The sequence below is a fragment of the Pseudarthrobacter sp. lyk4-40-TYG-27 genome, from assembly GCF_030209295.1.
In the GTDB taxonomy this organism is placed as follows: Bacteria; Actinomycetota; Actinomycetes; order Actinomycetales; family Micrococcaceae; genus Arthrobacter.
The window spans coordinates 41,908-53,564 of record NZ_JARVSH010000004.1 but is presented as its reverse complement, the minus strand read 5'-3'; the positions used below and the strand labels follow the sequence as shown (position 1 = coordinate 53,564).

Genomic DNA, 11,657 nt, shown 5'->3' with positions numbered 1-11,657 from the left:
TTTATTTGATCAGCCCAAGGACAACGACGTTGCCTGTGGACGTTGTTGTGCCTCCGGTGAAGAGGCTGGGATCTGCGGAATAACCGACGAAGGTTCCGTACAGGCCCTTCTCGCTTGACGTGAACACGTTGGTTGGGTCGTATTTGGCCTGGCCGCCGAGGTTCCATGCCTGAATCTTGAAGCCGGCCCACTTTTCGATGAAGTACTGCACGGAACTGCCGCTGCATGAACCGAATTGTGCCGTTGACATCCCGGCGCACGTGTACTTGTAAACCGGAAGCGCCACCGTGGAATTCGGCAGTGATGGATTGAGTGTCGGGTTGAAGAGATCGATGCATCCCGTTGGGACTGAGGCACCTGTGCTCGTCATGCTCCACTGTCCAACTTCGGCTGTAACCTTGCAGCCAGTGTTTCCGTCTGGCTTGAGCCAGGCGAAGCCGCCGGGGATGATCTGATTTGAAGGATTCTGCCCATTGCAGTCCTGCGCGCCACCCTGGATGAGGATTTTGTGAGGCAGACCGTCATCCTTGAATTCACAGGGGGCAAAAGTCAGCGGGAGAACGGTAACTCCCTTCGTGGGGTACAACCACTTCGCCGTGGCCGTAGCACCCACTTTGGCCGGCGGTGCGTTCAAGGCGCTGGCGAACATCTTGGTCAGGAAACCGGCGTTGGTGACACCGTCCTTCGTGGACGTAGTCACAGACACTTGGCCCGGGACCGAGAGATCGACTGACTCAACCGTGGATTTGTTGTCGTTGGAGTTGTTGTTCGCCAGGGTCGAGGCAACGCTATTCACGGCGGCCTGGGTGCAGCCGCCGGTAGCGGAGCACATGTCCGCGCCTGCAAGCGCTCCCGCGTCTGCAGCATTCTGCAACTGGGCCCGCTCTGCGTAGATTTGTCCGGTATCGACAGCCAGGGCGCCTGCACCGATGAGCACCACCATCATGACGGCAACCATGACGCCAGCGGCCCCGCGCTCGCGGTCGCGGTCGGTGGTTCGCCGCGTCAGCCGTTGCATCGCATTGCTCCCACTCCGGTGACGGTTACGGAACTACCAAAAAGCCCTGTCAGAGTCGTCGCGGAATAGGTGATGGTTACCTTTTCCGTGGTGTCTGGCGCGCAAGCCGCGGGGCTGAAGGTGTAGGCGAAAGCTGCGGAGTTGACTCCGGGGGCACCGGCGACTGCTGCGGCTTTCGCATCGGTCTGGCTGTTCTTGACGGCCATGGTCCGAGCGGCCTCCCTGGCTGCCTGGGTCACGGAAATTTGGGCGTTGTAGGCGTTCGCGAACTCGACGATTCCTACGACTACGGACAGAAGGATGGGAGCCACCAGTGCAAACTCCACAGCTACTGCGCCGCGGCTCTTGTGTTCCGTGTTTGCTTTGCGGATCTTTTTCAACGGATCCCCCGAGGTCGATTGCGTTTTTCGGTTGTGCCGCGGTTGGTGCGCGGCACAACCGAAAGTGGGCTGGCTACCAGGTGCCGACTGTCGTGCCCAGGCTGGTAAACCAGGTGTTGAGCGCCGTGCCGAAGGCAGTGACGCCAATGATGATGATGAGTGCGATGAAGGCCACGAGGAGCGAGTATTCTGTCGCGGTTGCACCCTTTTCCGAGGAGATGCGCTCCTTGCAGCCCGCCACGAAGGCGAGTACGGAGACCATGAATGAAGTCATTTCTGTTCCTAACTTGATTTGGCTCGGTCGCTGATGCGCCGGCTGGTCGCCCCAGGCGATCTCTGACTGGCAGCTTTGGAAGCTTTGCCGCTGCCACGAAGTGCGCCGCGCCTGCTGGACTGCAAGGACGCGGCGCACTCGGGAGGGTGCCACCTACCAGGTGCCGACCTTGGTGCCGAGGCTGGTGAACCAGGTGTTGAGGGCTCCGCCAAAGGCGGTGACGCCGACGATGATGATCAGAGCGATGAAGGCCACGAGCAGCGAGTACTCAGTGGCAGTCGCGCCCTTTTCGGAGGAGAAGCGATCCTTGACGCCGGCGACGAAAGCCATCATCGAGACCATAAGAGAAGTCATTGTATTTTCCTTAATTCGGTGAAATTGAAGTGATTTTGATTTCAACGAATTTCCAGCTGCCCCCATAAATCCTTAGCGGCTGGACTTCGCTAAGAAGAGATTGTCATTTACGCCGGTGGGCAACAATGCGTAGTGGTACTCGACTTTTAGGCGGCGCGCTGAAAGGACGTACTCGAATACTCGGAAAGGTACCTAGGGCGCGATCAGCCTGTTCCATTGACTACTTGGATGGGCGCGCTTCAACCCGAGCGCAAGGTGTCGCTCGGCTGCAGTCCGTGCTACTGGATGAGCAGGGCAGTGACGGCCAAGGCGCCAAGCATGGCGGGGCCGTGTGGCACTTCCTTGGCCATATTCCGGCGTTTTCCACCGAGGAGCATTGCTGTTGTGATTCCATTCACGATAAAGCCCAGGAGGCCACCGTAGAGCAGCTGGCTCCAACCTAGGTACCCCAGGTAAAGGCCGACGGGCGCGGCCAGCTTCACATCGCCCATTCCGATGCCGCCAGGCGAAATCAACGCCAAAATAAGGTAGGCAGCGAACAAAATGACCGCGCCAACGAGAGCTCTGATGAAATCGTCAGCTTGCTGACCAAATATCAGCGGAGCTGCCAACAGGACAATGCCGGCGACTAAGAGAATAAATACGAGCTGGTTGGGCAATAAATGCAGGGCGATGTCCACCCTTGAAAGTTGAACGCCTAGCACTGCCAGGAGGATTAGGGCCGGCAGGCCCGGTATATTGCCAAAGCGCAGGACGAAGGCGGCGCACGCGGCGCCGGTGACGGCCGCCGTCGTCATCCGAACCCGCGGCGCCGGCAGCGCACCCAGTCGCGGCAGCAGCCGCGCAATCAGGATCTCAGCTGCGGGGGAGAGGAAACACCCCAACAGGCCTATGGCAACGACAAGGAGCCAAGCCGCCGAGCCTCCGCCCTCTGCTGATACCACTGCGCCCCCTGCGTTGATGGGGTTGGCGCATGACGAGCCAACCGCCGCTACCCCATTTTGACCCTGAACCACCTGACGCGCTAATCTAGGTAGTCGTTGTGCGTGTCCTATTCCGATGGTGCGTGCCCGCTTGAGAATCCGGTTGCAGGATAACTACTCAACGTGCACATTCGGAACTTCAGGATGACTGGTTACATGGAGCCCTCACCTCTGTTCCGGTAGCGCGCAGACAGTAGGTGCGCGAGCTAGCGACACCTAAACAAGAACGCCAGAACAAGAACGAGGCAAACACCGTGCGTACGTACACCCCGAAGCCCGGCGATATCAACCGCCAGTGGCACGTCATTGACGCCACCGACGTTGTCCTTGGTCGTCTTGCAAGCCAGACCGCAATCCTGCTGCGCGGCAAGCACAAGGCCACTTTCGCGTCCCACATGGACATGGGCGACTTCGTCATCATCATCAACGCTGAAAAGGTTGCCCTCACCGGCGCCAAGCTGGAGCAGAAGCGCGCATACCGCCACTCCGGCTACCCGGGCGGCCTGACCTCCGTCAACTACGCGGAACTGCTGGAATCCAACCCGGTCCGCGCCGTTGAGAAGGCCATCAAGGGCATGCTCCCCAAGAACTCCCTCGCTGCACAGCAGCTGGGCAAGCTGAAGGTGTACCGCGGTGCTGAGCACCCGCACGCCGCCCAGCAGCCCAAGACTTTCGAAATCACCCAGGTCGCCCAGTAGTCCTGGCCACCAAACAACTTATCTATACAAGGAGAATCGTGGCTCAGAACGAAGAGACCACCGAGGCCGTCGAGGCCGAGGAAAACCTGACCAGCTACACCTCTGAGAGCTCAGCTTCCGAAGCTGCTCCCAAGAAGGAACGCCCGGCCCTGACGGTTGCCGGCGCAGCTGTTGGCCGCCGCAAGGAAGCCGTTGCACGCGTGCGCGTTGTGCCCGGCTCCGGCAAGTGGACCATCAACGGCCGCGAGCTGGCGAACTACTTCCCGAACAAGCTGCACCAGCAGGACGTCAACGAGCCCTTCAAGATCCTTGATCTCGAAGGCGCCTACGACGTCATCGCCCGTATCCACGGTGGCGGCATCTCCGGCCAGGCAGGCGCCCTGCGTCTCGGCATCGCTCGTTCGCTGAACGAGATCGACGTCGAGAACAACCGCCCGACCCTGAAGAAGGCCGGTTACCTGTCCCGCGACGCCCGTGTCATCGAGCGTAAGAAGGCCGGTCTCAAGAAGGCCCGCAAGGCCCAGCAGTACTCCAAGCGCTAAATCCGCTTGCACAGAAGCCCGTCCCACCTTTTGGTGGGGCGGGCTTTTTGCGTGCGGTAATTCCCTCAGGGGAATCGTCGGACGCGCCTCTAATAGCCGCTACACGAGTGTCCGAAGAGGCCCCCTGGGCTCACGAAATCGGTTTTGATAAGTCGTAGATGCCTTGCCCGCCTACCATCTCAAGCTGAAAGTGGGTTTTTACCCAGTCGGTAATTTCAGCGACGGTGCTTGCCTTTGGCTGGGTTGCCAGAAACTCATCCTGGGGAAGAAAGTAGCAAATTTGTCCGCCAGCGACCTTGTCCTTGAAGGCTTGGAGGGTGGGGGACGGGTCGGATCCAGCGAACCCACCGAGCGGCATGATCGGCCGCTTGGCCTCAATTTGCAGCCGTGCAGCTGTCTGCGAGGCTGAAGTGGCAGCCGCCCACAGGCACGTTTCTGAGGCCGCCAGTTTGTCGAGGATGGAAGCGTTCGGGGTTTGGCCAAAGGCAACGTCGTAAGCCCAAGCGGGGTTCCCGTGTTTCATGTTGTCGAGGAAGCGATTGATGCTGGCAGGACTTTTGCTCAGTTGACCAGATACGGGGTTGGAACCGTTCTGGGGGAGTGTTGTATTGAGCGCAGACGTTAGGAGCGGCCCCGCCAGTAATGCTGCAACCGCCATGCTTGCGGCGCACACCTCCAGCCACCGCGTCGGGGGCCTAACCACAGACAGTGCTGCTCCAAGAGTCCCCAGCAGCAAGATCCCGCTGCCTATCCATTCCGGCCAGCCAACAACGCTGCTCAGAATAAGCCAAGAGCACACTGCCGTTGACAGGATGCCGAGCGCCGCCAGGACTCTCACAACCAGCAGCCGTCGGTGCCTGATGTAAAGTGCACTGGCCACGCCTACGGTGAGGGCCAGCGGTGCCGAGAGCGCCTCCGTGTAATAGGTATGAATTTGATTGCCCATGAAACTCAACACGAGGTAGGTTCCCAGGAACCAGGTGATGGCCACAAAGGCGAGGGCCCTTACACCCCGTGCGGGGGGTAACAGCTTCCATCCGAGACATATCAGTAGCGTGCCGACCACGGCCGCAGGCAGGATCCATCCGATTTCCTGGCCGTAGTTTGCATTCAGGAGCCGCAGAAGCCCTGCGTCCGAATCCACCTGCCTGAATTGTGCAGGTATGAGGTTAGCAACAGGATCTTCCTCGGTCCCAACTATGCGGTCCAAGCCGTTGTAGGCCAAGGTCAGTTCCAACACACTGTTGGAATGTGATCCTCCCACGAAGGGCCGCGCCTCTGCCGGTATCAAGTCCACCGCGGTCATCCAGGCGCCGCCGGTGACCGCCATCACGGAGCCTGAAATGCCGGCATGTTTCAGTTTCCTGGTCCATCCCGCGTTACTCCACAGCAGATACGCAACACTGGCGCTCGGAAGCACCAGGAGTCCTTGAAGCTGCTTGGTCATGAATGCCAACCCAACTGCTGCCCCTAAGAGAATCAGGTATCTCACTCGATCGGATTCGATCGCATGCTGGACCGCATATACCGAGACGAGCATCAGTAGAAGCATGAGGGGGTCGGGGTTGTTGTACCTCGACATAAGAACCACGATCGGAGTCGTAAAGAATATGGTGGCGGCAAGAAGTGCAGGTACTGCTGCGAATTCATGGCGAATGATGAGGTAGATGAGAAGTGTTGATGCAACTCCCATAATTGCTTGAGGTGCCAATATTCCGATGGGAGTGAAGCCGAAGATTTTGGTGGAAATCTCCATGACCCACAAACTAAGTGGCGGCTTATCAACGGTAATGGAATTACCCCAATCGGAAGAGCCAAAAAAGGCGGAGACCAGGTTCTGCGTGCCGGACTGGACTGCGGCGCTGTAGAAATAGTTACCCCATCCGTTGATCCCGAGGTTCCAGAAGTAGAGAGTGGCATTGAGGGCGAGAATGAGCAACAGGATCGGCCGCTCCCACGCTGGATCCTGAGTGCGCCCCTTCAACAGGCCTTGGAGGGACCGTCCGGCTGCTGCTCCGTAGCCAGCACCGAAGGTCGTAGATGGTGACGCCGTCAATGGTCTCCCCCTTGAAATTCGACTGAACCCACCCTGGTGGTAATGGCTGGGTCCCGGCCGAGAGAAATTTCTTTAACTATCATTTGCTGCAGCCGAAATAGGCGGTGCGCTTACTCGACAGGAGGCAGGGATGTGGTGCGCCCTGTCGATGCTCAACGAACTGGCTGTCCAACGGGCCGGAAGGCGAGAATGGCTGAACGCTCGTCAGCACGGCGAACCCTAAATACCCAGAGGCGAAGAAGGACGAACCGCAGCAATGTGGCGAAGACGTTGGCAGCGGTCAGGACCAAAAGTTCGGTGCTTGGAGCTGAGTCGAGATTAGCCGCGTGCAGGACCATCAGTGCCGAGGATGTGATGGCCCAAGCCAAAAGAAAGACGACGAGCCCTTGGAATTGCTGGGTAAACAGTTTCGCTGGGCCGCTAATGCCGAAAGTGAACCGCCTGTTCGCGGCAGTGTTGCCAACGGCCGTCAGCAGCAGGGCGAGGAAGTTGGCCTGTTGCGCGCCAAAGGGCCCTTGGAGAACCAAATACAACAATGCGAATGCAATGGTTGAAAATACGCCAACGAGCCCGAACCTGACCACTTGGCCGAAAAAGCTGGGACGGCCCGGTGGGGCTATCGGCCCGCGACCGAGCTCGGCATAAATTGCCTGGACGGGAATCGAACCTCTCACCAGGGAACCGGCGACGCGCACCATCCCGCGAAGATCGTCCACCGCTGTTTGCTTAATGTTGACCCGACTATCGGGGTCATCAATCCAGTCGACCGGGATTTCGTGGATCCGCAGCCCCGAGCGCTCTGCGATGATCAGCAACTCAGTATCAAAGAACCAGCCGTTGTCTTCCACATGCGGGAGCAAACGCTTGGCCACATCGGCCCGTATTGCCTTGAATCCGCATTGCGCATCGGAAAACCGGACCTGCATGGTCCGGCGGAGCAGGAAATTATAAGAGCGGGAGATAAATTCCCGTTTTGGACCGCGACTGACGCGTGAGCTCTGACCCAGCCTCGTGCCGATGGAAATGTCCGAATGCCCTGACAAAAGGGGCGCTACCAGCGGCGGGAGTGCGGCAAGATCTGTGGAAAGGTCCACGTCCAGGTAGGCCAGAACCTTTGCCTCCGAAGCGCTCCAAGCATCGCGAAGCGCGAAACCACGCCCTTTGACCTCGAGGCGGCGATACTCGACATTTGGCAGTTTCTCGCTGAGCCGGGCAGCAATAGCCGGAGTCCTGTCGGTGCTCGCATTGTCGGCAATGGTTATCTTCCATGTCGACGGCATTTCTTGTGAGAGATATTCGGAGAGTCTTGAGATGCTGTGTTCGAGTACGGCTTCCTCATTGAAAACCGGTACTACAATTTCGAGCGCCAAGCCCCCATAGCTAGGTGTCATGCATGGATCGTAGGAGCGCTCGTAGGGCCGGGGCGAGGCCTTTCAGGAAAGACAGGTACTCATCACTGAAATCCAAGTAGTCGTTAGCCCGGGCAGCTTGAAGGCGCGGTCACTACCTGCTCCCGTGAGTGGAGTACTTGTTGAACGACCCGAGACGTGCCGGCCACGACCGGATGTTCCTTTCGAGCGGCCTCTCCACAAACTCGTGAAGCACGCCGGCGGCGGCGACGGATATCACAATCACAGAGGCGGCCAGTCCAGATACTTCCAGGACGGACGCGGACTCAGTCCATGGCCTGATCACACGGAGCACCACCTCGTGAATCAAGTACAGTGCAAATGACCATTGTCCGAGTCTGGTCAAGGCTGGGGACCCTATTATTCCGGTTCTACCTTCGATGTCCTGCTTGGCACATGCTGCTATGACTGACAGAAATCCGGGGACCATGATCAAATTCGCGAGTGTCGCCGGTATCGGTCCTGCATTAGCATTCAGGACAAACGACGCGGCAAAAAGGCCAGCAGTCAGGACTACCTGCAGAGCGAACGCCGTCAGCAAAGAAAGTCTTGGCCGCCAGCCGGCCTGCATTAGTCGGGCAAGACAAACTCCAAGGACAAATTCTCCAAGTCGAAACAGCGGCATAGGCACCAGCAGATAATCCGCTGCCGGTACGGACGTGATTGACGCCAAGACCCCAAATAGAACAACGCCGCTGATCGGCACAATGAACAAGACCAGGAACTTGGGGCTACTGCGCCTGAGATTCTTGAACAACAGCGGAAACAGCAAGTAGAAGAATGCTTCGCAGGACAGCGACCAAGAGACCCCATTGAAGGCGTTAAGGGATGGACTCGCAGGAATCCAAGCTTGGGTGAGTGTGGCGACAGGCAGAGCACTCAGCACGGATGCGCCGGAGGAGGTGGGCAGTGCCGGGGCCCAGATGGCCAAAAGCATCGTCAATAAATGAAGCGGCCAAATCCTGGCGAATCGGTGGAGGTAGAAGCGACTGGCCTTCACGTCGCCTTTTTGGGACCACGTCAGCACGAAACCTGAAAGCACAAAGAAGAAGCTGACCGCCGTGAACCCATAGCCGAATACGGCAAGGCCGTCGCCGATTGGCGAGAAGTAAATCCTAAGGTGGTAGAGCACCACGGCCAGCGCCGCAAAGAAACGAAGCCCTGTCAGGCTGGGCAACTTCAGTTCAGATGCCGGCATCGTCCTGCCCCCAATTAAGCCGCGTGATGTAGCTTGTTGCGGTGAGCATATCCAAGAAGCCAGTCTTCCAGGCTCAAGATAGCGTCAACCTTCTCCGGCTGCCTCCCGGAATCCGGGCCCCACGCCCCATCCTCTACACTTGACCGGTGTCTAGATTATTTGGAACTGATGGTGTCCGGGGGTTGGCCAACGGCTTGCTGACAGCTGAGCTGGCCCTGCAGCTGGCCCAGGCGGCCGCCGTCGTGCTCGGCCATGACCGCAACTCCAACGGCTCCCGCCCGCGCGCGGTGCTGGCACGTGACCCGCGCGCCAGTGGCGAATTCATCGCCGCCGCAGTGGAGGCCGGACTCTCCAGCTCGGGCATCGACGTCTATGACGCCGGTGTGCTGCCCACCCCGGCGGCGGCCTACCTGGTGGCGGACCTCGATGCGGACTTTGGCGTCATGATTTCCGCGTCCCACAACCCGGCGCCGGACAACGGAATCAAGTTCTTCGCCCGCGGCGGGCAAAAGCTGCCGGACGAGGTCGAGGACGCCATTGAAGCCCAGATGGGCAAGGAAGCTGTCCGGCCCACCGGAGCCGACGTGGGCCGCATCCAGCGCTTCTCCGACGCGGAGGACCGCTACATCGTCCACCTCCTGCGTACGCTGCCGCACCGCCTGGACGGCCTCACGGTGGTCCTTGACTGCGCCAACGGCGCCGCCAGCGGATGCTCACCCCAGCTTTTCAAGGACGCCGGCGCGCGCCTCATCGTCATCGGCGCCGATCCAGACGGACTGAACATCAACGACGGCGTCGGCTCCACCCACTTGGGTCCCCTCAAGGAAGCCGTGATCAAGCACGGGGCAGACCTGGGAATCGCCCACGACGGCGACGCCGACCGCTGCCTGGCCGTTGACCACGAAGGCAACGAAGTGGACGGCGACCAGATCATGGCCATCCTCGCGGTGGCGCTCAAGAAGTCCGGGAAGCTCAAGGACGACGTCTTGGTGGCCACGGTGATGAGCAACCTGGGACTCAAGCTCGCACTCCGCGATGCCGGAATCACCATCATGGAAACGGCAGTGGGGGACCGCTACGTCCTCGAAGGCATGCGCGACGGCGGCTACAACCTCGGCGGCGAACAGTCCGGCCACGTGATCTTCTCCGACTACGCCACCACCGGTGACGGCCTCCTCACCGGCCTGCAGCTCGCCGCACAGGTGGCCCTCACCGGGAAGCCGCTCAAGGAGTTGGCCACCGTGATGACCAAGCTCCCGCAGGTCCTCATCAACGTCAAGGGTGTGGACCGCAGCAAGGTTGGCAGCAACGACGTGCTGGCCCAAGCGGTGGGGGCTGCGGAAGCGGCGCTCGGCGATACCGGCCGCGTCCTCCTCCGGCCCTCCGGAACCGAACCCGTTGTCCGGGTGATGGTCGAGGCCGCCGACGAGGAAACTGCCCAGTCAATCGCCGAGCACTTGGCGCAAGTTGTCCGGGCAGAACTCGCCCTGGAACTTATTAGTGAATGACTGAGCCCCTATATGCGTTCTCGCTGTGCCTCATGAGAGCCCGGTACAGGAGGATGACGGCTACGGTTTGGACGAGGAAGGCGATCGAAAGAGGCAACGCGTAGCTGTTCTTTGCAAAGTACAAGAAATAGACAAACGCTCCTGTGGTGGCCAGTAGGCAAGGAACCAAACGTAGCCGTGACCAGTTCAAGAGAAGCAACGACATAACTTCAGCCGCAAAGAAGTAACGGTCATGCATTTGGGGCAGCAGCAGGGGGCACACGGCGACCGTCGTGATGCATAAGAGAAGGCGACGCTCCGAAACGTCTTCACCACGCCAGTAGGCGAACACTGCGATCCCGATGGCGACGGCGCAGAGCATGATGCCCCACCATCTTCCTTCAGCGATGCCCAGGTTTGGGAACATAGCAAAAATGTTGGCTGCCCCGGATACCAATCGGTTGTCCTGTGTTTGTCTGACATAGATAGTGAGCGTACTTTCCCAAGACCGCCCAAAGATCACAGGCGGCAGGCTCAGCGCCAACCAAACGAAGCCAGCCATGAACACGCCTCGAATATTGAAGCGCCCGCGTAGCGAGATTGCCGCCAAGGCTGGAAGAAAGAATACAGACTGGAGTTTGAACGCGACAGCGACCCCCCAAAAGGACCAGGCACAGTTGTAGTTGTTCCGAAGCAGGCTCCGTGCCGACAACAAAAGGAACGCGGTATAGATGGAGTCGCACTGTCCCCACATCGCGCCGTTGACGAGCACCGTGGGTGCCAAAAGCGATATCACCGCTACTGTGCGCGGTGCCAGCCGTGATGGACCGAGCTCCTTTGCCAATGCCGCCACCGCCAAGGCGAGTGAAACATCGCCCGCGATGGACACAATTTTTATCGCGATGAGCGGGTCAATTGGAAGGAAGCTGACCAAGAACAGTAGGAACAAGTACGGGAAGTTGTAATTCGAGAAGTCCCCGCCGAGAGCCCAGACGCCGTGGTCTCGAAACTGTTCCATCCAAGGTAGGAGAAAAGTGGCGGCATCTTCACTTTCATACGGAACTAAGAGAACACGGGCAACCAGCGCCATGACGACGAGCAGGACCGTAACCGCCGGCGGAGTTGTCCGGCGCAGAGTTTTTGATGGCACTTCCGTTTGCTTGGTTATGGCGTCCCCCATTGCGCCATCATTTGGTGAGGAACGCCGATATGTCAACGCTATTAGGAAACCAACCAAATGTGGCCCGCCTCCCGGAAG

Annotated in this window: 12 protein-coding genes; 3 read left to right on the top strand and 9 right to left on the bottom strand. The window is 59.2% G+C overall.

The window, feature by feature from the left end:
* Position 1 precedes the first annotated feature (1 nt).
* The 5 genes from QRM96_RS07815 to QRM96_RS07795 form a co-directional block, all read right to left on the bottom strand.
* The gene (locus tag QRM96_RS07815) at positions 2-1,018 is read right to left on the bottom strand and encodes a pilus assembly protein TadG-related protein (protein ID WP_018760415.1); all 1,017 of its coding nucleotides are present in this window, start codon (positions 1,016-1,018) and stop codon (positions 2-4) included.
* Positions 1,006-1,344 (bottom strand): TadE family protein, encoded by a 339-nt coding sequence (locus QRM96_RS07810; RefSeq protein ID WP_255414760.1) that lies wholly within the window; start codon positions 1,342-1,344, stop codon positions 1,006-1,008. Before QRM96_RS07810 ends, QRM96_RS07815 begins: the two co-directional genes overlap by 13 nt.
* Before the next feature lie 127 nt (positions 1,345-1,471).
* Positions 1,472-1,672, bottom strand: a complete 201-nt coding sequence (locus QRM96_RS07805) for a Flp family type IVb pilin (RefSeq protein ID WP_018760413.1) — start codon at positions 1,670-1,672, stop codon at positions 1,472-1,474.
* 153 nt (positions 1,673-1,825) lie between these two features.
* Positions 1,826-2,026, bottom strand: coding sequence for a Flp family type IVb pilin (locus QRM96_RS07800; protein ID WP_026264290.1), 201 nt, complete (start codon positions 2,024-2,026; stop codon positions 1,826-1,828).
* Between the two features lie 278 nt (positions 2,027-2,304).
* Positions 2,305-2,970: a prepilin peptidase gene (locus QRM96_RS07795; RefSeq protein ID WP_285319109.1), complete on the bottom strand. Its 666-nt coding sequence runs from the start codon at positions 2,968-2,970 to the stop codon at positions 2,305-2,307.
* Positions 2,971-3,263: 293 nt separating this feature from the next.
* Here QRM96_RS07795 and rplM point away from each other — a divergent pair, with 293 nt between their 5' ends.
* Both rplM and rpsI read left to right on the top strand, forming a co-directional pair.
* On the top strand, positions 3,264-3,707 hold the full coding sequence (rplM, locus tag QRM96_RS07790; protein ID WP_015937805.1) for a 50S ribosomal protein L13: 444 nt from the start codon (positions 3,264-3,266) through the stop codon (positions 3,705-3,707).
* Positions 3,708-3,745: 38 nt separating this feature from the next.
* The gene (rpsI, locus tag QRM96_RS07785; protein WP_018760410.1) at positions 3,746-4,249 is read left to right on the top strand and encodes a 30S ribosomal protein S9; all 504 of its coding nucleotides are present in this window, start codon (positions 3,746-3,748) and stop codon (positions 4,247-4,249) included.
* 130 nt (positions 4,250-4,379) lie between these two features.
* On the opposite strand, the gene QRM96_RS07780 is transcribed toward rpsI, so the two are convergent.
* The 3 genes from QRM96_RS07780 to QRM96_RS07770 all read right to left on the bottom strand — a co-directional run bounded on the left by QRM96_RS07780 (position 4,380) and on the right by QRM96_RS07770 (position 8,912).
* Positions 4,380-6,305 carry an ArnT family glycosyltransferase gene (locus tag QRM96_RS07780; RefSeq protein WP_285319108.1) on the bottom strand — a complete coding sequence of 642 codons (1,926 nt, stop codon included), beginning with the start codon at positions 6,303-6,305 and terminating at the stop codon, positions 4,380-4,382.
* Between the two features lie 152 nt (positions 6,306-6,457).
* The gene (locus QRM96_RS07775; RefSeq protein ID WP_285319106.1) at positions 6,458-7,696 is read right to left on the bottom strand and encodes a bifunctional glycosyltransferase family 2/GtrA family protein; all 1,239 of its coding nucleotides are present in this window, start codon (positions 7,694-7,696) and stop codon (positions 6,458-6,460) included.
* 112 nt (positions 7,697-7,808) lie between these two features.
* Positions 7,809-8,912: an acyltransferase family protein gene (locus QRM96_RS07770; RefSeq protein ID WP_018760407.1), complete on the bottom strand. Its 1,104-nt coding sequence runs from the start codon at positions 8,910-8,912 to the stop codon at positions 7,809-7,811.
* Positions 8,913-9,058: 146 nt separating this feature from the next.
* Here QRM96_RS07770 and glmM point away from each other — a divergent pair, with 146 nt between their 5' ends.
* On the top strand, positions 9,059-10,420 hold the full coding sequence (glmM, locus tag QRM96_RS07765; RefSeq protein ID WP_026264289.1) for a phosphoglucosamine mutase: 1,362 nt from the start codon (positions 9,059-9,061) through the stop codon (positions 10,418-10,420).
* Here glmM and QRM96_RS07760 read toward each other — a convergent pair.
* Positions 10,410-11,579 carry a glycosyltransferase 87 family protein gene (locus QRM96_RS07760; protein ID WP_109044384.1) on the bottom strand — a complete coding sequence of 390 codons (1,170 nt, stop codon included), beginning with the start codon at positions 11,577-11,579 and terminating at the stop codon, positions 10,410-10,412. The two genes, glmM and QRM96_RS07760, sit on opposite strands and share 11 nt — an antisense overlap.
* Positions 11,580-11,657 lie beyond the last annotated feature (78 nt).

What these genes read in the sequence shown, in the direction of transcription:
- QRM96_RS07805 (WP_018760413.1), bottom strand. Translation starts at nt 1,672, where the DNA reads ATGACTTCATTCATGGTCTCCGTACTCGCCTTCGTGGCGGGCTGCAAG.
- QRM96_RS07770 (WP_018760407.1), bottom strand. Translation starts at nt 8,912, where the DNA reads ATGCCGGCATCTGAACTGAAGTTGCCCAGCCTGACAGGGCTTCGTTTC.
- QRM96_RS07775 (WP_285319106.1), bottom strand. Translation starts at nt 7,696, where the DNA reads ATGACACCTAGCTATGGGGGCTTGGCGCTCGAAATTGTAGTACCGGTT.
- QRM96_RS07815 (WP_018760415.1), bottom strand. Translation starts at nt 1,018, where the DNA reads ATGCAACGGCTGACGCGGCGAACCACCGACCGCGACCGCGAGCGCGGG.
- QRM96_RS07760 (WP_109044384.1), bottom strand. Translation starts at nt 11,579, where the DNA reads ATGGGGGACGCCATAACCAAGCAAACGGAAGTGCCATCAAAAACTCTG.
- QRM96_RS07800 (WP_026264290.1), bottom strand. Translation starts at nt 2,026, where the DNA reads ATGACTTCTCTTATGGTCTCGATGATGGCTTTCGTCGCCGGCGTCAAG.